Annotated in this window: 20 protein-coding genes; 18 read left to right on the forward strand and 2 right to left on the reverse strand. The window is 53.9% G+C overall.

Annotation, left to right across the window (positions count from 1 at the left end):
• The first annotated feature begins 175 nt into the window (after window positions 1–175).
• The 11 genes from murF (at window position 176) to Afil_RS03615 (ending at window position 11,972) form a co-directional block, all read left to right on the forward strand.
• Window positions 176–2,581 carry a UDP-N-acetylmuramoyl-tripeptide--D-alanyl-D-alanine ligase gene (gene murF, locus Afil_RS11340; RefSeq protein ID WP_369413419.1) on the forward strand — a complete coding sequence of 802 codons (2,406 nt, stop codon included), beginning with the start codon at window positions 176–178 and terminating at the stop codon, window positions 2,579–2,581.
• A 5-nt stretch (window positions 2,582–2,586) separates the two neighbouring features.
• Window positions 2,587–3,897: an alanine racemase gene (gene alr, locus Afil_RS03570; protein WP_230267147.1), complete on the forward strand. Its 1,311-nt coding sequence runs from the start codon at window positions 2,587–2,589 to the stop codon at window positions 3,895–3,897.
• A gap of 351 nt (window positions 3,898–4,248) precedes the next feature.
• Entirely contained in the window at window positions 4,249–5,274 is a 1,026-nt protein-coding gene (locus Afil_RS03575; RefSeq protein WP_230267148.1) for an acyltransferase family protein, read from the forward strand.
• A gap of 3 nt (window positions 5,275–5,277) precedes the next feature.
• On the forward strand, window positions 5,278–6,975 hold the full coding sequence (locus Afil_RS03580) for an NAD(P)/FAD-dependent oxidoreductase (protein WP_230267149.1): 1,698 nt from the start codon (window positions 5,278–5,280) through the stop codon (window positions 6,973–6,975).
• An 8-nt stretch (window positions 6,976–6,983) separates the two neighbouring features.
• Window positions 6,984–7,517 (forward strand): YqeG family HAD IIIA-type phosphatase, encoded by a 534-nt coding sequence (locus Afil_RS03585; protein ID WP_230267150.1) that lies wholly within the window; start codon window positions 6,984–6,986, stop codon window positions 7,515–7,517.
• Window positions 7,501–8,583 (forward strand): GTPase, encoded by a 1,083-nt coding sequence (locus tag Afil_RS03590; protein WP_230267151.1) that lies wholly within the window; start codon window positions 7,501–7,503, stop codon window positions 8,581–8,583. Before Afil_RS03585 ends, Afil_RS03590 begins: the two co-directional genes overlap by 17 nt.
• Window positions 8,584–8,871 (forward strand): YhbY family RNA-binding protein, encoded by a 288-nt coding sequence (locus Afil_RS03595; protein ID WP_230267152.1) that lies wholly within the window; start codon window positions 8,584–8,586, stop codon window positions 8,869–8,871. It abuts the gene before it with no gap.
• A complete protein-coding gene (gene nadD / locus Afil_RS03600; protein ID WP_230267153.1) occupies window positions 8,871–9,920 on the forward strand; it encodes a nicotinate (nicotinamide) nucleotide adenylyltransferase in 1,050 nt (349 codons plus the stop codon). The genes Afil_RS03595 and nadD overlap by 1 nt, the downstream gene beginning before the upstream one ends.
• Window positions 9,907–10,242, forward strand: a complete 336-nt coding sequence (gene rsfS / locus Afil_RS03605) for a ribosome silencing factor (RefSeq protein ID WP_230267154.1) — start codon at window positions 9,907–9,909, stop codon at window positions 10,240–10,242. Before nadD ends, rsfS begins: the two co-directional genes overlap by 14 nt.
• A 221-nt stretch (window positions 10,243–10,463) precedes the next feature.
• On the forward strand, window positions 10,464–11,174 hold the full coding sequence (locus Afil_RS03610; RefSeq protein ID WP_230267155.1) for a class I SAM-dependent DNA methyltransferase: 711 nt from the start codon (window positions 10,464–10,466) through the stop codon (window positions 11,172–11,174).
• A gap of 123 nt (window positions 11,175–11,297) precedes the next feature.
• On the forward strand, window positions 11,298–11,972 hold the full coding sequence (locus Afil_RS03615) for a 5'-methylthioadenosine/adenosylhomocysteine nucleosidase (protein ID WP_230267156.1): 675 nt from the start codon (window positions 11,298–11,300) through the stop codon (window positions 11,970–11,972).
• Window positions 11,973–12,109: 137 nt separating this feature from the next.
• Here the strand turns inward: Afil_RS03615 and Afil_RS03620 are convergent, their stop codons facing one another.
• Window positions 12,110–13,759 (reverse strand): helicase HerA-like domain-containing protein, encoded by a 1,650-nt coding sequence (locus Afil_RS03620; RefSeq protein ID WP_230267157.1) that lies wholly within the window; start codon window positions 13,757–13,759, stop codon window positions 12,110–12,112.
• A gap of 208 nt (window positions 13,760–13,967) precedes the next feature.
• Between Afil_RS03620 and Afil_RS03625 the strand changes: the two genes are divergently transcribed.
• The 7 genes from Afil_RS03625 (at window position 13,968) to Afil_RS03655 (ending at window position 22,483) form a co-directional block, all read left to right on the forward strand.
• A complete protein-coding gene (locus Afil_RS03625) occupies window positions 13,968–14,516 on the forward strand; it encodes a hypothetical protein (protein ID WP_230267158.1) in 549 nt (182 codons plus the stop codon).
• Window positions 14,485–15,045: a DnaD domain-containing protein gene (locus Afil_RS03630; RefSeq protein ID WP_230267159.1), complete on the forward strand. Its 561-nt coding sequence runs from the start codon at window positions 14,485–14,487 to the stop codon at window positions 15,043–15,045. The genes Afil_RS03625 and Afil_RS03630 overlap by 32 nt, the downstream gene beginning before the upstream one ends.
• Window positions 15,042–15,737 carry an endonuclease III gene (gene nth / locus Afil_RS03635; RefSeq protein ID WP_230267160.1) on the forward strand — a complete coding sequence of 232 codons (696 nt, stop codon included), beginning with the start codon at window positions 15,042–15,044 and terminating at the stop codon, window positions 15,735–15,737. Before Afil_RS03630 ends, nth begins: the two co-directional genes overlap by 4 nt.
• Window positions 15,738–16,038: 301 nt before the next feature.
• The gene (locus Afil_RS03640; protein ID WP_230267161.1) at window positions 16,039–18,693 is read left to right on the forward strand and encodes a SpaA isopeptide-forming pilin-related protein; all 2,655 of its coding nucleotides are present in this window, start codon (window positions 16,039–16,041) and stop codon (window positions 18,691–18,693) included.
• Window positions 18,690–20,528: a SpaA isopeptide-forming pilin-related protein gene (locus Afil_RS03645; protein ID WP_230267162.1), complete on the forward strand. Its 1,839-nt coding sequence runs from the start codon at window positions 18,690–18,692 to the stop codon at window positions 20,526–20,528. Before Afil_RS03640 ends, Afil_RS03645 begins: the two co-directional genes overlap by 4 nt.
• Complete coding sequence (locus tag Afil_RS03650; RefSeq protein ID WP_230267163.1) at window positions 20,525–21,385, forward strand: class C sortase; 861 nt, start codon at window positions 20,525–20,527, stop codon at window positions 21,383–21,385. The genes Afil_RS03645 and Afil_RS03650 overlap by 4 nt, the downstream gene beginning before the upstream one ends.
• A gap of 72 nt (window positions 21,386–21,457) precedes the next feature.
• Window positions 21,458–22,483 carry an MSCRAMM family protein gene (locus tag Afil_RS03655; protein ID WP_230267164.1) on the forward strand — a complete coding sequence of 342 codons (1,026 nt, stop codon included), beginning with the start codon at window positions 21,458–21,460 and terminating at the stop codon, window positions 22,481–22,483.
• A 90-nt stretch (window positions 22,484–22,573) separates the two neighbouring features.
• Here Afil_RS03655 and Afil_RS03660 read toward each other — a convergent pair whose 3' ends face one another.
• Window positions 22,574–22,900, reverse strand: coding sequence for a DUF4298 domain-containing protein (locus Afil_RS03660; protein WP_230267165.1), 327 nt, complete (start codon window positions 22,898–22,900; stop codon window positions 22,574–22,576).
• Window positions 22,901–22,962: the final 62 nt, after the last annotated feature.

Raw genomic sequence — 22,962 nt, forward strand, 5'->3', positions numbered from 1 at the left:
TAGTACAGAAAGGAAACCGTTTCGTGAAAAATGAGGATCCTGCCTGGAGAACGGGCTCATCCCGGGAGTATGGGATGCAGTTCCTGTACGATGGGTAAGCGGTTTTTCGTGTGTACGGCTGTATTTTTGCCGGATGGCGGAACGGTTGCTATAATTTCAGACGAGGATTTTTACCATGATCAATATGACATTTTCCCAGGCTGCCTCGCTTTGCGGCGGCCGTTTATTCCATACAGACGGGACAGCTTCCTTCACCGGCGCCGCATCGGATTCGCGTGCCGTAAAGGAAGGCATGCTTTTTGTGCCGCTGATCGGCGCCCGCAGCGACGGCCACGCGTTTGCCAAAGACGTGAAAAAGGCCGGCGCAGCCGGAATGCTGTGGAAAAAAGGCCATCCTGGAAAGCCCGAAGATCTGCCGCTCATTGAGGTGGATGATGTCGTCGAAGCCTTTGGAAAAATTGCCCGCGGCTGGCTGATGGAAGTCGATCCGATGGTGGTCGGCGTAACCGGAAGCAACGGAAAAACTTCGACCAAGGATTTCTGCGCCTCCCTTTTTGGAACGACGAAGAAAACATGGAAAACGCAGGGCAACCGCAATACGGAAATCGGTCTGCCGCTGACGATCTGTGAAATGCCGATCGATACGGAAGTGCTGATTCTGGAAATGGGCATGGAAAACAAAGGCGAAATCGCCTATTTGTGCACCATCGCGCCGCTCGATATCGCAATTATCGCGTCCATTGGTTCGGCCCATATGGAAAATCTGGGCTCCATTGAAAACATCGCCGCGGCCAAATGCGAAATCCTGAGTTCGCTCAAACCGTTTGGTACGCTGGTCTATAACGCCGCTTCGCCTGAACTCGTTAAAGTCCTCGCTGATCAGCCGCTCGATCCGACCTGGCAGCTGGTCGCCTTTGGAGAGGGCACAGACTTTGCGCCTGAAAATCTGCAGATGACCCGGCACGGCTTTTCCTTTACGCTGCCAAGCCTTGGCAGCGATACCTATGTCGTTCGCTGTGCCAATCCGGTTCAGGCGGACAACGCGACAGCCGCCCTTCTGGCGGCAAGAGCCGGCGAGATTCGAAAGGATCTCTGGTCCAAGGCTATTGAAGAAACTGAGCTGACGCCTATGCGCGGACAGATTCGTCCGTTCGGACAGGCTTCGCTCTTTGACGATACGTATAAATCCAACCCGGAATCCGCAAGAGCCGCGCTCGATGCGCTGATGCAGATTCCCGCCAAAGTCCACGTCGCCGTACTGAGCGACATGCTCGATCTGGGCAGTACGGAGCAGGAACTCCACCGCCAGATCGGCGAATACGCAAGCCAGCTGGGCGTGGACCGGCTTTACACCTGGGGTCCGCTTTCCAAAGCCGTACACGACGGCTTTGACGGATACAAGGTTCATTTTGAAAACAAGATCGACATGATCCGGGCCGTTCGCAAACTGGATCAGCTTGATGCGGCCATTCTGGTCAAAGGCAGCCGAAGCATGCACATGGAAGATGTAATTCAGGGCTGTCTGGAAGGAGAAAACATGAAAAAGATTCGTCTTGGCATTCTTTTTGGAGGACAGAGCAGTGAGTACTCCGTTTCTCTTCATTCCGCGGCTTCCTTTTTGCGCTCTCTGAATACAGAACGTTATGAAACGACGCTGATCGGCATTTCCCGCGACGGAAAGTTTTATCGCTACCTGGGCGACGCGTCCGCCATCGAACACGATGAATGGATGGCGCAGGCCCGTCCAATCGCCTGGGTAAACAAAGGCATTTATGACTTTGAGACGAAGGAGACGATCGATCTCGATGTCTGCTTCCCGGTTCTCCACGGCAAAAATGGAGAAGACGGCGCCATCGCCGGCATGCTGCAGATGTTTGATCTGCCCTGCGTCGGCTGCGACATTCTGGGCGCTGCCATCTGCATGGACAAGGAAGTCATGCACCGCCTGTGCGATCAGGCCGGCATTCCGGCTGCAGAATACATCTGCATTAACGAACGCGATCCGCTGCCTTCCTTTGACGAAGTGCGTGCACAGATCGAACTGCCGTGGATCATTAAGCCGTGCAACGCCGGCAGCTCCTATGGCGTAGCGTTCGTGGAAAACGAAGACCAGTACGAAAAGGCAGTAAAAGACGCCTTCAAATACGACGGCCGCGGCAAGATTCTCGTGGAAAAAGCCATTCAGGGCTTTGAAATCGGCTGCGCGGTCATGGGCGATCAGACGCTGTTCGCCGGCGAGATCGATGAAATCGAAATGAAGAGCAAAGTCTTCGATTTCGAAGGCAAGTACGCTATGAAAGATTCCGCCATTTACTGCCCGGCCCGCATTTCGCACGAAAAAGCCGAACAGGCCAGAGAGCTTGCGAAAAAAGTGTTCCGTACCCTGTGCTGCCGCGATATGGCGCGCGTGGATATGTTTATTGAAGACACGGGCCGCATTCTGCTCAATGAAGTCAACACCATTCCTGGATTCACCGATACCAGCCGCTATCCGACCATGATGGCCAAAGCCGGACGTCCTTTCACTCAGCTGATCGATGAACTTGTCGATCTGGCGATGGTAAAGAAGCGCGAGGCATAAGGGGCATGAACGAATTCAACCAGACTCTGAATCCAAACGCGGAAACTGCCGCTGCCGATGTACAAGGAAATCCGGAAAACGAAACGCCGGCGTTTGAAGATGCGCGCGCGATCGCCTATGTGAACCATTTTGACTCGCAGGCGTATACAGACATGATCGCGCCGCTGCGCACCTGGGCGGAAATCCGTCTCGATCAGATTGGTCATAACATGGAAGAAGTCCGCCGTCTGTGCGGCAAGACCGACATCATCGGCATTCTCAAAGCCGACGCCTATGGCCATGGCGCCGTTGCCTGCGGTAAGGCGCTCCAGCGAGCGGGCGTGGAGTTTTTCGCCGTCGCCTGCATTGACGAAGCCATTGAACTGCGCAAAGCCGGCATCAGCGATCCAATCCTGATTCTTGGCTATACGCCCAATTCCCGCTTTGACGAACTGATCGAATACGATCTGATTCAGTCCGCGCTCTCCAAGGATTTCGCGCACGCGCTTTCCGACTACGGACAGGCGTACGGCACGAAAATGCGCGTACACGTCAAAGCCGATACGGGCATGAACCGCACCGGCCTGCTTTACGAAGCCAATGCCCGGCACTTTAACGACTTCGTAGAAGTCTTTGAACTACCCGGTCTGCAGATTGAAGGCATTTTCTCGCATTTTCCCGTCAGCGATGATCTCGCCTTCGACAGCCGCGAGTTTACCCGTTCGCAGATGAAGCTGTTTGACGAACTGATTTTCCGCCTGCAGGAAAAAGGGTACGATACCGGCGCCAGGCACATTCAGAACTCCTATGGCATTCTCAACTACATGGATGCCGGCTACGACTACTGCCGCCCGGGTCTGCTGTACATGGGCATAACCAGCGATGACGAAGTGCCGATCGCTTCGCAGCCGGACTTTGTTCCGATTCTTTCGCTGAAGACGAAAGTGTCCATGGTCAAGACGATCCCGGATCAGGCGACCGTTTCCTACGGCCGTCACTACACGGCGCACGGGCCGCGTCAGATCGCGTCGCTGGCCATCGGCTACGCGGACGGTCTGTCGAGAGCCTGTTCGAACAAGGGCCTGATGGTGTCCATTCGCGGGCATCTCGTTCCGATTGTCGGCAACATCTGCATGGACCAGTGCATGGTCGATATCACCGGATTTGACGACATCGAAGCCGGCGATACAGCGGTACTGATCGGCCAGGACGGGGATAACGTGCTCAAGGTCGATGAAATCAGCCGCAAGGCCGGAACGATCAACAACGAAACGCTTTCCATTCTGACCCGCCGCGTCAATCGCATCTACTTCGACGAAGACGGAAACCTCGCGTAAAAAGTTAAAAAGAATGGAATGGAATCCAGAAGACGGGATGGACCAGAACAAATGGAATCCAGCCTGAAGCGCAGATGGATTCCAGACTGCACGAAAGAATACTGTATTGAATCCAGACAACAGACCGCCGCTGCGGAAAACGATTCGGTTTCCCGCTTGCGGCGGCTTTTGTGCTTTGATTCGCTTTTCTGCTAAACTGTAAACGGTTTTGGCTTCTTTTTTGCCAGACTGAAAACTCTACGTGAAAAACGCGTCGCTTTTCGGACGCGATTACATCCCAATACACACCTATACAGCCGCAGCCTGCCGATTTGACGCCAGGACTTCCGGCTTTGAAAGGAGAGGTCTGTCTTGAAATCAAAATGCGAATATCCGGCGATTGATATCGCAAAATATATTGGCGCTCTGCTGGTGGTCGCTATTCATACGTTCCCGTTTGCGGACATCTCAGAGTCTTTCAACCTGTTTTTTATCGCCACGATCTGCCGCCTGGCAGTCCCGATGTTTTTTGTCTGCAGCAGCTTTTTTCTCTTTCAGAAAATCGATCGTACCCCCGGTCATGAAGGGCAGAACCGTCAGGCGCTGATGCATACGCTCAAGCGTCTGGGCATTCTCTATCTCATCTGGACGGTCATTTATTTGCCGTATACGATCTGGAACTACGCGTCCGTCGGCTTTTCCTTCTCGGCCCTGCTTGGCTGGATCCGAGACTTCTTTTTAAACGGTTCCTATTATCATCTGTGGTTTTTGCCGGCGCTGATGCTTGGACTGGCCATTGTGTACTGGCTCTACACGCGCAAGGGCATGCGGGATACGCTCATGATCTGTCTGGCGCTCTATCTGTTTGGCTGGCTGGTCAACTGCTTTGGCCCCATGTGGGAAGGCCTGCCGGTTGTCTCGGTCATTTATGGATTTATCCTGAAGCTTCTCGGTACGGTACGCGATGGTATCTTCTTTGCGCCGATCTTTGTCCTGATCGGACTGGGCGCTTCGAAGCTGCGCCGCATGCGGCTGCAGGCGAGTGCGACAGGCTTTGCGATCTCGTTTGTATGCCTGATACTGGAAGTAACCCTCTATGCCTGGATGGGCGTTCTGACAGATAAAAGCTGCATGTACCTGACGCTGGTACCGGCGATGTATTTTCTGATGCAGATGCTCATCGGCTATCGCCTTCCGTCCAAGCCGGTGTATAAGACGATGCGCAAGGAAGCGACCGGCATTTACGTCAGCCACATTCTGTTTGCCCGCATTCTTCTGCTGCTGATGCCCAATGTGCATCTGGCGGTTTACCTGGGCACGCTGGCCTGCTCGCAGGGTCTGGCGACGCTGATCGTAAGAGGACAGAAAAAGGCAGAGTGGCTGAAATGGCTGGTTTAAATTATGATTAGAATTCATCAGGTAAAATGTGAGGATCCAAAAGAAATTGAATCCCGGCTTCTGAAAAAACTGAATATGCCAAAAAAGGATCTTTTGAGCTGGTCCGTACATCGCAAAAGCGTGGACGCCAGAGGACAGAGGGTCCTTTTTTCCTTTGTGATCGATGCCGAAGTGCGGCACGAAAAGAAATACCTCAAAAACCGCGATGTGACGATCGCACCCGACGAAACGTTCCGTTTTGAAGCGACGGGTACTGAGCCGCTGGCCGGACGGCCGGTCGTTGCGGGCTTTGGGCCGGCGGGTCTCTTCGCAGCGCTGCTTCTGGCGCAGTACGGGTACAAGCCGATTATTATTGAACGCGGCGCGCCGATTGAAGAGCGGCAGAAGGATGTCGAACGCTTCTGGAAAGAAGGCGTTCTCGATCCGGAAAGCAACGTGCAGTTTGGCATGGGCGGCGCCGGCGCCTTTTCCGACGGCAAGCTGACGACCCGCTCCAAGGATCTGCGCACGCGAAAAATCTTTGACGAACTCGTCCGCTTGGGCGCAAACAAAAATATCCTGTACGAGCAGCATCCTCATGTCGGTACCGACGGCTTTGTTTCGATTTTAAAAAACGCCCGGGCGGAAATTGAATCGCTGGGCGGAACGTTCCTGTTCCATACCCGGCTGGCCGGCCTTGGCCTGGAAACATCGGGGCCGGATGGTCACGATAACCTGCAGTCCATTACCCTGAAGGGATCCGGTATTGAAAACGCCCGCGCAATTTTAAAGGAGAAGGGTCTGGAGAATCTGATTGTGTCTTCGGATTTGAACGACTCGAACGAAAAAGAGGACTTCCTGCAGATTCGCTGCATGGCGCTGATTGCGGCGATCGGCCATTCGGCTGGCGATACGCTGCGGATGCTGGCGAAAAGCCATGTGCAGATGGAAAACAAGCCGTTTGCGATCGGCGTGCGCATCGAACACGATCAGAAATTTATTGATCAGGCCATGCTGAAAGATCACGCGACGGATCCGCTGCTCATTCCGGCCCGCTATCAGGTAACCGCCAAAACTTCGACGGGAAAAGGCGTCTACAGCTTCTGCATGTGTCCGGGCGGCTACGTAATTGCGGCATCGAGCACGCCGGAAACGGTTGTTGTCAACGGAATGAGCTATCATGATCGAGGCGGCAAAAATGCCAACGCGGCTCTTCTTGTACAAGTCGATGAAACCGACACCGGATCGGATCTGTTCGCCGGTCTCGACTATCAGGAACAGCTCGAAAAGGCGGCCTGGAAACTGTCGAACAGCTACCGGGCGCCGGTTCAGCTCGCTTCCGATTTTGTACAGGGAAACGTCTCGGACCATTTTGAAGGCGTGCTGCCCACGTATCCCTTAGGGACCGTGTTTACGGATTTTCAGACGCTGCTTCCGGCACCGATCGCTTCCTCTTTAAAAGAAGCGCTGCTGTCCTTTGAAGAAAAAATTCCGGGATTTCTGGACGGTGCACTGTTAACGGGTGTGGAAACCCGTTCAAGCAGTGCCATTCGCGTATTCCGGGATAAGGAAAGCCTGCTTTCAAGCGTATACGGTCTGTATCCCTGCGGGGAAGGCGCCGGCTATTCCGGCGGCATTATGACCTCCGCGCTCGATGGTCTGCGCTGTGCCATGGCCCTGATGGAGCGTTTTGACAATTCTTCAAAATCCCCTATACAATGAGAAAAACCATGACTTTGCTGCTGCCCGAACGATCCATTCGACGCTATCTGGATCTGGATATCCGCCAGCTGAAAAAAGACGGAATCCGGATTTTGTTCGTCGACATCGACAATACAATTTCCGCATACGGCGATACGAAAATTTCCAACGAAGCCGCGGCATTTCTGCGCCGCGTGCGCCACTCTGGCATTGAACCCGTGCTGCTGACCAACAACACGAAAAAGCACGTCGAAGACGTGCTGGGCGGCCGGCCCGCGGGCGAACTGCTGACGTTCTGCCTGAAACCGCTGCCCCATAAAGTGCATCGCTTTTTAAAAAAGCGGAGCGTCAGGGCCAGTCAGGCCGCCATTGTCGGCGATCAGCTGTATACCGATATGCTTTGCGGGCGAATTTCGGGCATGCATACCATTTTATGCGGCAGACTGTCCGAGACGGAACGCAAGGATACTTCGATCATGCGGGCCCTCGAAAATGCTGCCTACACGTATTACGAAAAGAAACACAAAATAGATCGGAGGGACGGATATGTCCGAATACTGTAAAGGGTGCGGCGTAAAGCTCCAGAATGAAGACCCCAAAGCCTTAGGCTATACGCCATCCCTGGACGCCGATTACTGCCAGCGCTGCTACCGCCTTCGCCACTACGGCGATGTGACGATTAACATGCAGCAGGGCATCGCGGCGGAAGAGACCCTGAAAAAAGTCAATGAACTCGACGGCATCGTATTCTGGACCGTCGATCTGTTCAATCTCGAAAGCAATCTGATCAGCCGCCTCAACCAGCGGATTCCCGGCAAGCCCGTGGTCATGGTTCTGACCAAGCGGGACGTGCTGCCCGTTACGCTGAGCGACGAAAAGATTAAAAGCTACGTTTCGCGCCGCCTGAAAGAAGAAAACATTCAGGTGGAAGACATTCTGATTGCCGGCTACATGACCAAAGGCTCAGAAAAAAGCGAAGAAATTCTCGAAACGATTTCCCAGACGGCCGACCGCCTGGGCGAAAAGAAAAACGTTATCTTCATGGGACTCGCCAACTCCGGCAAGTCCACTCTGGTCAACCGCCTGCTCCACAGCAGGGAACTGACCATTTCCCGCAACCCGGGAACCACCCTCGACGTGATTTCCCGTCCCTGGCGCGATCGAATTCTGTACGATACGCCGGGTCTGGAAAATCCAAAGTCGTATCTGGCGTGGCTGCCGGCGGACATGCTCAAAAGCGTGATCCCCGTCAAGCCGATCAAGCCCTACATCTGCCAGATTTTTGAAGATCAGTCCTTTGCAGCCGGCGGACTGGCGCGCATGGACGTGGTCTGCTCGAAAAAGGCCAGCATTGTCGGCTACTTCTCCCCGGGCGTGCCTATTCACCGCGGCAAGAAAAGCGATGCCGACCGTCTGTGGAACGAGCATCTGATGGAGATGCTTTCGCCGGCCATCGATCACTCGATGGAAACGATGCAGGCATGGCATGCGCCAAAGCTCAAACCCGGTCAGAAAATGGATGTAGTCATCCAGGGACTGGGATGGTTCTGCGTATCGGGGGACATTTCCTCGATCACGGTTTACGCCCACAAGGGCATTCAGATTACATTTCGAAAGGCGATGATTTAAATGTTAAGCGCACAGAACAAAAAGAAACTCAGAACGCTGGCGATGAATCTCCCCAGCATGATCCAGATTGGAAAAGGAAACCTTTCAGAAGCGCTCTTTGAAAGCCTTTCTAACGATCTGGAAGCCCACGAACTCGTCAAGGTGACGATGCAGAAGACGGCCGCGATTTCGGTCCGCGAGGCGGCGATTGAATGCGCCAGCCAGACCGGAAGCGATATCGTACAGATTATCGGCCGCACCTTTACGCTTTACCGCAGAAATCCGGATAAGAAGACGGGGATTCTCTGATGAAAAAAGTTGCTCTGTTAGGCGGATCGTTTGATCCCGTACACAATGGCCATATTGCCATGGCCAATGCAGCATTAGAGCAGCTTGGCGCGGATGAAGTCTGGTTCGTTCCCGCGCGGATTTCCCCTTTAAAAGACCGGGTACTCACCGATCCGGTCCATCGACTCAACATGCTTCGGCTGGCCTGCCAGCAGAACGAACACTTTCGCATCAGCGACGTGGAGTTCAAGCGCAACGGCACCAGCTATACGATCGATACGATCCGAACGCTGAAAAAGCAGTTTGACGATATTGAATTTTACTGGCTGATCGGCGCCGATCAGGCCGCTCAGTTTGAAGAATGGAAAGACTGGCAGCAGCTGCTTAAGGAAGCGCACTTTGTGGTCGCCGACCGCCAGCAGCAGCTCGACTTGCTGAAAAAGGACTACGGAATGATCCGTCTGTCCATGGAACCGGTCGACGTATCTTCTTCGCAGATTCGTACGGGATTTCGTCTGAATCTCATGCCCGAGAGCGTACGTCAGTACTGCCTCGATCACGAACTGTATCTGCCGGCCTGGATCCAGCCGCAGATGGATCCGGCGCGCTTTGCCCATTCCTGCAGCGTCGCCAGACTTTGCCGGGAGCTTGCCAGAGCCCATCATCTCGATGAGCACAAGGCGTGGCTGATCGGACTCTTTCATGACATCGCCAAGGATCTTCCTAAGGAAGAACAGGCCAAATGGGTCAAGGCAGCGTTTCCGCCCTCCGCCCTGCAGGAACACCACGCCATCTGGCACGGCTATGCCGGCAGTGAAATTGTGTGGCGCATTTACGGCCTGTACGATCCGGTGATTCGCAACGCAATTTCCAATCATGTCAAAGGCACGAGCTATGATCCTTACGCGATGATCGTGTTTGTCAGCGACAAGCTCGATCCGCTGCGCGGCTACGATTCCAGCGCCCTCTATCATGCCTGCCTGCATGATCTGTATAATGGTTTCCTGCTGGTCAAAGCAGAAAACAAAGCCTATCTCGAAAAGGAGAGACAAAAAAATGGACGTACTTGATCTTGTACTCAAGGCAATCAGCGAGAAAAAAGGAACCGATATCGAAGTGTACGATACCCGCACCATGACACCGTTCATGGATACGATGGTCATCGCTTCGGCCGGCAACCTCAAACAGAATCTTGCCATTGCTCAGAATATTAAGGACCGGCTGTTCGAAGCCGGCTGGAAAGGCGAAGTCCGCATGGAAGGCGGCCAGGAATCCAAATGGATTCTGGTGGACCTCAAGGATATCGTCATCCACCTCTTTACCGGCGAGGAAAGAAAGCTGTATTCGCTTGATCGCCTGTATGAGGAATGCCCTGTTACCCGTTACGAATAACGACACCTGGCCGCCTTGCCTGCAGGGCGGCTTTTGTAAAGACACATTTACCATGAAGCAAAGTTCGATCCGGCTTTGCAGACAGGGGGAGGCGCTGATGCGTTTGAAGCATTCGATGCGTTTGATGGGTACGATGGATTTGACGCATTCGATGCGCTCAATGCCTGTCCTGACTCCCTGTTTCCTGCAGAATCGGATCTTAAACAGAAGGCGGTACGACTATGGCAATTTATGAAACACTTGGCCGATACTATGACGCCCTCGTCAAGGACGATCAGGCGGCCGACCAGTGGGTGGACTGGATCGAATCGTTCCATCCCGGCAAAACGGTTCTGGAACTGGCCTGCGGCAGCGGGGAAATTACCGAGCGACTGGCCAAGCAGCACGATGTGACGGCGCTCGATCTTTCCCAGAACATGATCGATGCCGCAAAAGCCAAACCCGGCAGCGAAAATATCACCTTTTTACAGGGCGATATGCGCGATCTGTCCGGCCTGTCCAGGTTTGATATGATCGGCTGCTTTTGCGATTCGTTCAACTATCTTGAAGACAAGGACGAAGTGCGCGCGTTTTTAAAAGAAGTGCGGGCGCATCTGAACGAGGGCGGTCTGTTTCTTTTTGACAGCCATTCGCTCTGCCGTCTCGATGAGTTTGCCGAAGAATACGAAGAAGCCGGCGAATTTGATGACGGCGTGCAGGTACAGTGGGTGATCACGGCGCAGGACGATAAAATTTATCAGGACTTCGCCTTCTACTTTGACGATCGCACTGTCGAAGAACATCACATGCAGACGGTCTTCTCCGACACGGATTTAAAAGAGATGCTCGAAGAAGACTTTGAAATTCTCCAGTTTTCCGGCGACTTTAACGAAGCCCCGCTCGAGGACTGCGAAAAGTATTTCATCGCCTGCAAAGCCAGACCGGCTAAGTAACACCAGTCAGATTCGACGTATACGATAAAGCCATGCGTCTCGCAATTTTTATGGAAGAGGCCGCCGGCTTTATCCCCGAGGCAGAAGCGCTATAAAGTCTTCTGCGAAGCAAGGAGGAAAAACATGCTTGGATTTATCGCAGCCATGCCCCAGGAGCAGAAGGCGATTACCGATCAGATGACGGATGTGGAAGTCCGCACAATTGCGGAAGCTGCCTTTTACAAAGGCCATCTGGCCGATGAAGAAATCGTTGTCGCGCTTTCCGGCGTCGGAAAAGTCGCCGCGGCTATTGCTTCGACGCTGCTTTGCGAAAACTATCATCCCGATGCTCTGCTTTCGATCGGCGTAGCGGGCGGCCTGAAAGAAGGCCAGCACGTCGGCGAACTCGTTTTCTCGGATTATGCCATTCAGGCCGATTACGATACGTCGGCAATCGATGGAAAAGACGGAATCGGCAAAGTGTTCACCGCATCCAGAGACCTGCTCGAACGCGCCGAAGCCGCCGCAAAAGAAGCGGGACTGACGTATACCACAGGCTCTGTGGCGACGCAGGATCTGTTCATGGCGTATGAAGATGACTTCAAAAAGCTGTTTTCCCGCTTTCCGCAGAGTGCGTGCAGCGAAATGGAAGGCGGCGCGATCGCGCAGGTCGCCAGCCAGTTTGGTCTGCCGTTTCTGATCATCCGCACGCTCAGCGACATTGTCGGTCACAACGACAACCCGGTAGAGTTCAGCTCGTTTGTGGAATCGTCCTCGCAGGCTGCGGGACGCTTTGTCAAAATGTTCTGCACCCGATAAGCAGACGGAAATGCAATAGAAATACAGAAGAAAAGCATCGGATCTTTCTCGATCGCCGGCCGATCGAAGAAATCCGGTGCTTTTGTGTTTCCTGCGTTCAAACGATATAAGCGGCCCTCAGAAGGCTTCCTGCCTTCTTACTTGAAAAAGGAAGAGAAGAGATCGCCGACCAGACTGCCCGCAAAGTTGCCGGCGGCCCGTTTGGCGGTGGAATTGTCGGAGCCAAGAATGCCGCGGCTGATGGATTTGCCTACGCTTCTCCCGATGCTTCGTGCAGAAGAACGGGCGGCTTTTTTCACCGACTTTTCCAGAGAAGAAGATGAATTGCGCGAAGAAGAGGAACGATTCTGTCCGCGCCGGGTCTGGCTGCGGGCAGGACGGTCGTCTTCGTAATTTTCATACTCGTCTTCGTCAGCGCGACGGGTATTCGTGCGATTGGATTTCGAACGGGAGGAGGAAGAAGCACGAGTATCTGCTTCTTTTTGGTCTGCTTCTTTCTGCCGCTTCTGCTCTTCAAGCGCTTCATAGGCGCTGTAGGCACCAAAGGCTTTAGCGTAGTGGTCGTACATCGGATCCCGGCTTTCCACAAGCTGGATTTGCGAGGGTGTGAGAGCCTGGAAAGAAGAGTGGGGCGGAAGAACGGTTACTTTTTCGACCGGCATCGGGGCACCGTCTTCATCGAGGAAGGAGACGAGCGCTTCGCCGGTTTTGAGCGCGGACAGTTCGCTTAGCGTATCGAGACGGGGATTGGGCCGAAAACCGGCTGCCGCCGATTTGAGCTTTTTCTGATCCGCCGGCGTATAGGCGTGGAGAGCGTGCTGAATGCGGTTCTGCAGCTGGGAAAGAATGTCTTCATCGAGATCCGACGGATTCTGGGTGATGAAAAAGAGACTGACGCCTTTGGAGCGGATCAGACGAACAACCTGCGCAATCTTGTCGCGCAGCGCTTTTGGCGTATCTTCAAATAACATGTGCGCTTCATCAAAGAAGAAGACCAGCTTCGGCTTGTCGACTTCGCCGACTTCGGGAAGCGTTTCGTACAGCTCAGAAAGCATCCATAACAGAAACGTCGAGTAAAGAAAAGGATTTTGTCCAAGGCGGGACGCTTCCAGAATGTTGATCGTGCCCTGACTGCCGTTGAGCGTCAGCCAGTCGGTGATGTTCAGATCCGGCTGGTTGAAAAAGAGATCGCCGCCCTGATTTTCCAGTTCCAGCAAAGCCCGTACGATCGCCCCGGCTGAAGCCGAAGAAATGGTGCCGTACTGCGCCTGCAGTTCCTTGCGCTCGTCCATGATCAGAGAAGCCATCGCGCGGAGATCTTTCAGATCGATCAGCTGCCAGCCGCGATCGTCCGCGATTTTGAAAATGATGTTGAGTACGCCGGTTTGGGCGGGCGTAAGCGAAAGCAGACGGGAGAGCAGAAGCGGTCCCAGATCGGAAATCTTGGTGCGCAGCGGAATGCCGTTTTCGCCAAAGACGTCCCAGAAGCGGACGGGATAGCCGCAAAACGCGAACGATTCTGGATCGATGCCGCAGCTTTTCAGACGCGCGTCGATTTTTTCATTTCGCTCTCCCGGCATGGCCAGGGAACTGACGTCGCCTTTCATGTCGACGAGAAAAACAGGGACGCCCAGATCGGAAAAGCTTTCCGCGAGCACTTTAAGGGTAACGGTCTTGCCCGTTCCCGTTGCGCCGGCGATCAGGCCGTGCCGGCAGGCTTTGGAAGGAAGGAGTCCATAGAGACCGTCGGCGTTTGCGCCGACGGGAAGAATTTGCGATGTCGTCATACTGATGTGGCCCTCCAGACGGGGCCGTCTCCTTTCAAAGGACAGTGCCTTTTTTCTTCATTATACGAAAGCCAGGAACGATCCCCGAAAGCGCAGCGCACCTTTTTGCGCCAGGCGCGCATACCGTTTTGGAGGGCGATCGGAAAGGAAGAATAGAGGTCAGGGGATCCGTTATCCAATTGATACAGAAGTCGATATAATGGAAGCCATGAGTAAGCAAAGAGGATCGGCGAGGGCGGCAGCTTCGTCGAAACAGAAGAAACCGTCCGTCAAGAAGAAAGGACCGGCGGCGCAGAAAAAAGGCACGTACGGCTGGCCAATGACGGCCGCTCTTTTTGCGGTGCTCTTTTTGATGATCATCTGCCTGTGGGCGCTGTTTATCAGCGGACCGTCCCGCCTTTACGATGAGCAGATCGCCCAGGTGCAGGCGCGAATTGAAGAACAGGTGCCTCATGTCGAGGGCCTGACGGAAAACAAATTCGCTTTTGTCACCTGGCAGGGCTATACCGATCAGAAGCTGTACTGGTTTGACGCTCAGGGCGGCATCATTACGGAGCGGGATCTGTCCACGCTCAATTACGAAGCGGCGCGCGAAAAAGCGCGCAGCTCTTACGACATGGATCCGGAAACGGTCACGCTCGCGTACGGCTATTCGGCACCGGTGTATCAGCTGCAGTCCGGCGAACAGATCCTCATGCTCGATTACGACACCCTGGACTGGGTATATGAAAGGAACCTGGTACATGCTCAACCGTGAAGACTGGTACGCCCCCTGGTTTAACCGTACCGCCTGGATTTTTGAAAATATTGATGCCCTTTCGCTCGAACCCAATGAAATTCTGACGCTGCTGGCGATCAACTACCTGCAGGAAACGAATCAGCCGGTCATCGCCGAACAGCTGGCTCTGAAAACTGGACTCGATCCGGAAGCGATTGACGAAGCGATGTCTTCGCTGTCCGACAAGGGGTGCATGACGATCGATACCCGAAACAAGCAGCTGACGATCATGCTCGACTGCCTGCTCGATCAGGCGCCGGCTGCCGGTCATCCGCTTGAAAAGACGCTGCTGTCCAGCGTGCAGGCGGAATTTGGCCGGACGCTTTCCGCCTCCGAACTCGAACGGCTCAGTCAGCTTTGCGACACGTACGAACAGTCGACAATTTTGCATGCGCTCGATGAGGCGGCTGTCTACAATAAGCGCTCGATTGCGTACATGGAAGCGCTGCTGGTCAACTGGAAAGCCAAGGGCTTAAGCGCCCAGGATATTGAAGAGGGAAGACGATGAAACCGGAAGAAATTCTGGATCAGATTGAAATTCTGTTCCCAAATGCCAAATGCGAACTGCTGCACGAAACGCCGTTTCAGCTGCTGGTCGCCGTCGTGCTGTCGGCCCAGACAACGGATGCGGGAGTAAACCGCGTCACGCCGACGCTCTTTTCCCGCTGGCCCGATTCGGCTTCGCTGGCCAAGGCGGATGTGCAGGAGGTCGCCGACACCATTCGCAGCATTGGTCTTTATCCGACCAAATCCAAAAACATCGTGGAACTCGCCCAGAAGATCGAAGAAGAGTTTCACGGCGAAGTGCCGTCCACGTTCAAGGAACTGCAGTCGCTGCCTGGCGTCGGCCGCAAGACGGCTAACGTAGTCCGTTCCGTCGCTTTCGACATTCCATCGATGGCCGTCGATACCCATGTGGAGCGGGTTTCCAAGCGTCTGGGTCTGGCCAAGTTTGACGATGATCCGCTTAAGGTCGAAGAAAAGCTGCGCCGCAAGCTGCCGCGCGAGCGCTGGAATCAGGCCCATCACGACCTCATCTTTTTCGGCCGCTATTTTTGTACGGCCCGATTCCCCAAATGCGAAAAGTGCCCGTTTGCCTCGTTTTGTAAACGGGAAAAGTTTGATCTTTACAAGGCACAGAAAATTGATCCCGACTTTGTGGCCAAGGGTGTCCGGCCAAAACGCAAAGCGTCCAAATAATTTCCAGACACACTATTGAATCCATTGACGGCTTCTTCAACAATCTTTCCGACGGTTTGAAGAAGCCGCTTTTTTTCTGCCTGCCCGTCTTTCAGGCGGGCGGTTTTCACCGGGAGAAAAGCGTGACGGAATGCGGAAAATAACATGATTTACACTCTATTCCACATCATTATGGAATATTTTTAATCTTTACTCCCACTCTGGCGTGTGATTATCCTTTCTTCAGATCGATCGCGGACTGCAGACGCGAAAACGGCCGGTCCAAACGGCCGGATCCAGACAAGAAGAAAGGAAAAACGAAATGTTTCAAGCGTTATTCAAGTCGTCCCGGGCTTTTTTATGCGCTTTGAGTCTGTGCTGCGGCCTCTCGAGTGCCGCCGTGCAGAAGACCGATCCGCCGGACATTCCTGCGCTGACGATGCAGACGAATGAAGGCGGCAGCCTGAGGGCTGTATTGGAAAGTGAACCGATCGAATGTCCTCCCGGCCAGAAAACAGAGACCGATCTGAAAGGCGCAAAGACTCTCGAAATCGAAGCCGAAAGCCAGCCGGGCTATGTCATCGAACGACTCGAAATCAATGATGTCCCACAAAGGGATGCGATGCAGAAAGCGTCCTGGAAGAAAATCGTCCCTGTCGAAACGCCGATGGTTATCCGGGCGCGTTTTGAAAAAGAAGAAATCGGCAGAGCCAGAGCGGATCAGGCAGACGTAGAGGCTTCACAGATCTCCGATCGCTCAAGCGGGGATGCCTCCTCCAGCTCTTCTCTCGCATCGTCTTCGGAAAACGAGAGCGATCGCGAAACGGAGCAGAAGGAATCCGATCCGTCCAAAGACGGGGCAAACCCAGAAGAAAACGAAGCCAGTCCTTCTGCTTCACCGGCAGAAAGACGCGCCGCAAAGCCAAAAGCGTCCGGTCTGGTCGTCGAAGGCTATCGCGCCCTGTCCGTTCGGGTAGGCACTGCCACCGAAAACAACGGACTCTGGCTGCTCTCGAATGGAAAATGGGCGTTTTGCGGCAACTGGCAAAACGGCATGCCCTTGCGGGGCGATTCGGCGAGTGCTCCTGTAGAAGTCGATAACCCCGCTTTGCGCAAAGTTCTGTATTACGCGTATAACGGTCCGGCGAACATTCTGATCGCCAAAGGCTATTCCGAAGAAGCGCAGATCGTCATCACCGATGATCTGGTTTCGGAAGCTCTCGGCAACGGATCGTTTTCGCACAATATCGCTCTGGAGGGCAGCTGGATTCCCGTCGTTTCAAAACTCTGGGAAGAAATTCAGGCCAAACCCGATCCGACCTTTTACAAAGCCTATATGGTCACCGTCGCTGGACAGTATCTCAACTGGAACGGCCATTGGATGCCCAAGCAGCCGCTGCTGTATGGAGAGGGCGAGCCGCCCAAAGAACCGACGCACTGCTGGTTGTGGATGGAAAAAGGCACCACGATGCCCCAGATTACGGTGTCCAACTCCAAGCGCTATTCGTTTGAGGGGGCGGAATTTGGCGTCTACCAGGGCCTGACGCCCGATGAATCCAAACGGGTGGGAACGCTGATCAGTCAGGCCAATGGCGAAACGAATACGCTCGATCTGGAAGAAGGCTGGTACTGCATCAAGGAACTCAAAGCGCCGCCAAACTATCAGCTCTCCTCCGAAATCCGGACGGTGCATCTCGAAAACGGCAAGACCGTCAAGGAATCGGGAAATGACACGTACTTCCAGGACACGCCGGACTACTTTGTCCCCGGTCTGATTTTGAAAAAGCAGCACAGCCGGACTCAGTCTTCCACACCGTCGAAAAGTCTGGCCGGGGCGCAGTTTCAAATCGAGTATTACCGGGACGTCAATGTGAAAGTCAAACCCGGAAAGAAGCCCGTGCCGGCGTATTCGTGGATTTATCAGACCGACAGCCAGGGGCGTCTCAAAATGGACGATTCGCATTTTGTCAGCGGCGATGAGATTTTCAAAACCGCCGATGGAACGCACGTGCTGCCCGTTGGCTGCGTACTGATCCGCGAAATCAAAGCGCCCGACGGCTACTTTCTCAATCCGGAAGAAAAGGGTATCGTCCTCGATGACACCGCCATCGACCCGTTTGAAAATCCGCTTATTTTCGAAGAGACGCCCATCGACACCATTCTGTTCAAATACGACCGGCAGACCAATGCGCCTTTAGCCGGCGTCGAATTCCGTCTTGGAAAACCGGATGGAACCGAAGAAATTTTAAAAACGGACGAAAACGGCGAAATCGCCTTTTCCTATGCGACCGATGGAACGTACACGATTCAGGAAGTGCAGCCGCTGCAGGGGTATCAGGCAGCCGCCAATGTGCTGACAGTCATCGTTGAAGGCGAACGCGTTCAGATCCAGGGTCTGGAGGATGGGCAGCGCCATGAAAACGGCCGCCTGTCCATTCCAAACGATTCAGGCGGCGCAAAACTGAAAATTCAAAAAGTCGACGAAAACAATGAGCCGCTGCAGGGCGCCGAATTTACTTTGTACGGCGAAGATCGCCAGAGTGTCCTTCAGAAAAAAGAGAGCGGCGAAAACGGCGAAATTCATTTTGAAATCGAAGCGGACGGTCTGTATTACATCGCCGAAACGAAAGCGCCTGAAGGCTATCGGATGAAAACGGACGAAACGGGAAATCCGCTGCTTCATGCGATTCGATTTGCGCGCGATTCGCAGGGCAATTTGCAGATTACAGTCGATTACAAAGGCGAATCCGCCTGGCCAGAAGGCTGGAGTCTGCAGAAGGACGAAAACGGCCTTCCCGTTCTGAAATGGACAGTTTCCAATGCGAAACAGCTCCTTCTGCCCCAGAGCGGAAGTCAGGAGGCGCTGCTTTTTAGCGGCATGGCCGTTACGTTGTGTACTGTCGGGCTGCTTATGCGGACGCCCGCATTTAAGCAAAGAGAGAAGAAGAAAAACGGAAAGAGGGGAACAAACGGATGAGTCACAAAAGACGATGGCCGCAGGCGCTGGCTTTAAGCGCCGTCCTGGGACTGAGCGGCATGACGGCTATGTATACGCCGCTTCTGGTCCATCCAGTTCTGGCGGCGCAGACGTGCACCATTACGCTGCACCCGGGAAATACCGGATCGCTGGCGGGACGCAAGTTTGAACTGTATCGCCTGATGGATGCTCAGGAAGCCGAAGATGGAAGTTCCATTCACTACACGATCAACCCGTTATGCAAGCCGGCGCTCGTTCGAACGATCTGCGATCGAAAAGGCATTGCGCTCCAGGACATGACGGACCAGCAGATCCTGGACGAAGTCGAAACGTATCGCACGATTGTCGGCCAGCCGGAAGGCGTTCAGTCCGATTTCCGGCAGTTTGTTGAAAGTCTGCGTCCCAATCTGATGCAGTATGCCAATCCGGAAAAGCGGGTAACGATTACGCAGGCGGACGTATCCGCGGCGGACGGATCGTATGTGTTCAAAAATCTTAAGCCGGGCTGGTATCTGCTCAATGAAGCCGACATCCCCTCAAGCGCGCAGACTCATCAGGCCGCTTCGCTTTGCGTGGTGGATACGTGGACGAAAAACATGGACGTGCAGCTGAAAGGAAGCGTGCCGCAGCTGATCAAGAAAATTGAAGAAGACGATCAGAATGTCGGCTGGAACGATATCGGCGATTACCAGGGCGGGCAGAACATTCCGTATCGCATCGATGTCGCCGTGCCGTCGATGGAGGAATACGATACGTACTTCATGAAAATCCACGATGTGATGGACGCCGGTCTGACTCTGCATCCGGATTCCATTCGCTGCAGCTTTGTGGAAGGCAGCCAGATCAAAACCATTCCCGCCGGTCAGTATCGGGTCGAAACCGGAACGGAAGGCGAAACGTTTGCGGTTTGTTTTGACGACGTGAAGGGGCTGGTAAATTCCATTCTGCCCAAATTCGATGCTGCAGGAAATCACGTGTACGGCCAGACGCTGCGCATCGAATTTGAAGGCGAATTCAATGAAAACGCCTTTACCAGCGGCGAAGGCATGACCGCGCAGGAAAACGATGCGCGTCTGGAGTATTCCAGTGATCCGCGTGCGGACGGGCAGGGAAAGCACAACTTCACCCCATGGGATACCGTTGTCAGCTATTCCTATGCGCTGAAGGCGACAAAGATCAATGACGCCGACAAGCCGCTTAAGGATGCAGCCTTCCGCCTGTATGAAGACGAAGCGTGCACCCGGGAAATTCTGCTTCGACCAGCGAAAGACGGCTATTTTGTTATGAACGAAAACGCAATTGCGCAAAATCCGGATCTGAAAAAGCAGGCGGTCGAAATGGTCACCGGCGCCGACGGGATTTTCCGCATTTACGGACTGGATCAGGGCAGCGTCTATTTGAAGGAAACGCGCGCGCCGCAAGGCTATCGCGGACTGTCGAAACCCGTTCAGCTCGATGTGCTTCCGACGTTTACCAATCAGCGCGATGAATACACAGCCGGCGATAAGGATCTCGATCGCAAAACCCTGAATACGCTCGAAGCCAGAGCGGTCATTACCAACCATGTGCTCGGCCAGGACGAACGCGTGGAAAAAGTACTCGAAACGTCAATCCATCCTTTGGCCCTCTATATGGATGTGGTCAACCGGACGTCTCTCGTTCTGCCTCTGAGCGGATCGAGTACAGCGCTGGTTTCTTTCGGCGCGAGCGGCCTGCTCGTTATCGGCGGACTGAGTCTGGGTCTGGCCAGCCGCCGCAAATCCAAAGCGGAAGACGAAATGGAAAACGCTGAATCTGGAAAACAAAAAAATCGAAAGAAAGGTCCGAAGCAATGAAAAAGCGCGGCCAGAGAGCGGGTCGTAAAAAGAACATCCGAAAGACGCTTTCCCTCCTTCTGATCGTTCTGGGTCTTGGCTTCAGCATGCTGCCGGCGCTTTCTTTTTCCTGGACGAAGGCGGCGCAGGAAGACAGTGTGCGCTCCATGCTCCAGACACCGCAGAAGAGCGATGTTCAAAAACTCGAGGCGATCGATCAGAACGCCAGGCGCTACAATCAGGCACTTGCGCAGGATCTGGACGGGGCTTTTCCTTCCCGGGAGCAGGACGGCTATGAAGAACAGCTCGACTGGAACGGCAATTCGATCATGGGTTCGATTTCCATTCCCAAAATCGGGGTCCATCTGCCGATTTATCCCAGAGCCAGTGCGCAGAGCATGGCCAGCGGAGCCGGACATGTGGAATGGTCTTCGCTGCCCTGCGGCGGGAAAGGCAGTCATTGCCTGCTTTCTTCGCACCGGGGCATGGCGAGCGCGATGCTGTTTACGCGCCTGGATGAGCTGGAAGAAGGGGATCTGTTTCTGATCGAAAATCCGCTCGAGACGCTTGCCTATCGCGTCTGCGACATTCAGGTAGTGGAACCGTCCAAAACGGAGAAGCTGAAAATCGATCCGGAGGAAGATCGGGTGACGCTCATTACGTGTACGCCCTTTGGCATCAATTCACACCGTCTTTTAGTAAGCGGGATGCGCACGGAATATACCCAGGATATGGAAGAAGAGCGTCAGAGCGCTTCGCCGATGCTTTCGGTTTCTTCGCCGGTTTCCCGGCTGTTTCTGCTCGTGCCGGCTGCCCTGTTCGGTCTGGTCGGACTCGTTTTTCTGGCGCGCTTTTTCGCTCATAGGAAAAGACGCTGAATGCCTGCCTTATCGAAATACAAAACGATAAAGCAGGAGGCTTGTTTTTAAAGTTGGAAAGGAGAATGTGATTTGAATCGAATCCGACAGCTTCTCATATCGCTGCTGATGTGTCTTTGCCTGTCCGGTCTGCCCGTTCGCGCAGCCGAAATCGATGCGGCCAGCGAAGAGTCGCCTTCTCCGGCGATTCTGATCGAGCTGGAAGAGACGGAAGACCATCGAAATGGGCACGATGTGGAATTTGAGCTGTACCAGTGTGCCCGGCTCGAAAACGGCGGCTTCGAATATCTGGACGGGTATAAAAACTGTTCCCTGCAGCCGGAAGATCTTCAAAGCGCCGACGCCCTCTACAAGGCGCTCGACATTTTATCCGCGGCGAAAGGCAAGCCGATCGCTACATGTACGAGCGATAAAAACGGTCAGGCACTCTTTGAAACCGGCGAATGCGGTCTGTTTCTGATCCATACGTCCAGGCCGTCCGGCTACAACCGGATTCCGGATTTTCTTTGCGCGCTTCCCGTGTTTAACGAGGAAAACGGTTCGCTCGAATACCGGGTAAAAGTCAGCGCCAAGTCGCTGCCGCTGCCAGTCGTGCAAATCGTCAAGACTGACGAAGACGGAAAAGCCATTACGTCAAAAAACTTTGCGTTTTCCGCCTATCGGGATGAAGAGTGCAAGAATCTGCGCAACGAAGTCGCCGGCGATCCCAAAAACGGCTTTGCGCGCTTCACGCTCGATCTGGGAGAAACCATTTATATTCGGGAAACCAAAGCGCCTGAAGGCTATGATCTGAGTTCACGGATCGTCAAAGCCGAGCTGCTCGAAGACGGTCAGCTTTTTATTGACGAAAGGCTGCAGACGCAAAACGCGCTGACCATTGCAGTACCGTACGCCGATCGAAAGAGCAGCCCGACACCGCAGCCTGGTACAAATCCCCCGTCGACGAATACGAAAACACCGCCAAGCACGCTCAGAAGTCCGCAAACCGGATCGCAAACGCACTACCGCGATCTGCTGCTTCTGTTTGGAGCCATGTGGATGCTTCTGCTTGGCCTGATCGCCCTTCAAAGAAAGCTGGATCGAAAGAAAACCCAGTAAAAAAGCACCCGCCAAAAAGCAGGTGCAAAACGGTACGATCGATCCGACGGTCCGCCCAGAAGCGGGCCGGTACAAAGATCGCTGGTGTGCTTATTTTGAATCGTTTGGATTGAGCAGTTTCTGCCAGAGGTTCAGCTCGGTTCGAAGATCTTCACACTGTTCATCGAGTGTCTGAAACAAATTGTAGAGACCATCTTCGCTGAAAATTCCGGAAGACTGATTTTCAGGCAGGGGATGGTTTTCTTCATAATCGCGATCCGCCAGCCAGTTGCCGTTAAAATACCAGTCATACAGCTCGCTCAGACTGTCCTGACCGGCTTTCAGCGCGTCCAGAAGCTGACTCATCTGGCTGGACAGGTCTTCGAGGTCCTGCATTTTCTTTTCGCGCTTTGCGCACATTCGTTCAAAATCGTTCATGGCTTTTCCTCCTTTAAAGGGATGGCCTTATGCATATACCTTAAAGAAGGCCGATCGAGGAA

This window comes from Allobaculum fili, from assembly GCF_020969955.1.
In the GTDB taxonomy this organism is placed as follows: domain Bacteria; phylum Bacillota_I; class Bacilli_A; order Erysipelotrichales; family Erysipelotrichaceae; genus Allobaculum; species Allobaculum fili.

Excerpts from the sequence above, each read along its gene's own strand:
- rsfS (WP_230267154.1), top strand. The coding sequence starts at position 9,907 with ATGGACGTACTTGATCTTGTACTCAAGGCAATCAGCGAGAAAAAAGGA.
- Afil_RS03595 (WP_230267152.1), top strand. The coding sequence starts at position 8,584 with ATGTTAAGCGCACAGAACAAAAAGAAACTCAGAACGCTGGCGATGAAT.
- Afil_RS03590 (WP_230267151.1), top strand. The coding sequence starts at position 7,501 with ATGTCCGAATACTGTAAAGGGTGCGGCGTAAAGCTCCAGAATGAAGAC.
- Afil_RS03645 (WP_230267162.1), top strand. The coding sequence starts at position 18,690 with ATGAGTCACAAAAGACGATGGCCGCAGGCGCTGGCTTTAAGCGCCGTC.
- Afil_RS03615 (WP_230267156.1), top strand. The coding sequence starts at position 11,298 with ATGCTTGGATTTATCGCAGCCATGCCCCAGGAGCAGAAGGCGATTACC.
- nadD (WP_230267153.1), top strand. The coding sequence starts at position 8,871 with ATGAAAAAAGTTGCTCTGTTAGGCGGATCGTTTGATCCCGTACACAAT.
- Afil_RS03610 (WP_230267155.1), top strand. The coding sequence starts at position 10,464 with ATGGCAATTTATGAAACACTTGGCCGATACTATGACGCCCTCGTCAAG.
- Afil_RS03585 (WP_230267150.1), top strand. The coding sequence starts at position 6,984 with ATGACTTTGCTGCTGCCCGAACGATCCATTCGACGCTATCTGGATCTG.
- Afil_RS03630 (WP_230267159.1), top strand. The coding sequence starts at position 14,485 with ATGAAAGGAACCTGGTACATGCTCAACCGTGAAGACTGGTACGCCCCC.
- Afil_RS03640 (WP_230267161.1), top strand. The coding sequence starts at position 16,039 with ATGTTTCAAGCGTTATTCAAGTCGTCCCGGGCTTTTTTATGCGCTTTG.
- nth (WP_230267160.1), top strand. The coding sequence starts at position 15,042 with ATGAAACCGGAAGAAATTCTGGATCAGATTGAAATTCTGTTCCCAAAT.
- Afil_RS03650 (WP_230267163.1), top strand. The coding sequence starts at position 20,525 with ATGAAAAAGCGCGGCCAGAGAGCGGGTCGTAAAAAGAACATCCGAAAG.
- Afil_RS03660 (WP_230267165.1), bottom strand. The coding sequence starts at position 22,900 with ATGAACGATTTTGAACGAATGTGCGCAAAGCGCGAAAAGAAAATGCAG.
- Afil_RS03580 (WP_230267149.1), top strand. The coding sequence starts at position 5,278 with ATGATTAGAATTCATCAGGTAAAATGTGAGGATCCAAAAGAAATTGAA.
- Afil_RS03620 (WP_230267157.1), bottom strand. The coding sequence starts at position 13,759 with ATGACGACATCGCAAATTCTTCCCGTCGGCGCAAACGCCGACGGTCTC.
- murF (WP_369413419.1), top strand. The coding sequence starts at position 176 with ATGATCAATATGACATTTTCCCAGGCTGCCTCGCTTTGCGGCGGCCGT.
- Afil_RS03625 (WP_230267158.1), top strand. The coding sequence starts at position 13,968 with ATGAGTAAGCAAAGAGGATCGGCGAGGGCGGCAGCTTCGTCGAAACAG.
- alr (WP_230267147.1), top strand. The coding sequence starts at position 2,587 with ATGAACGAATTCAACCAGACTCTGAATCCAAACGCGGAAACTGCCGCT.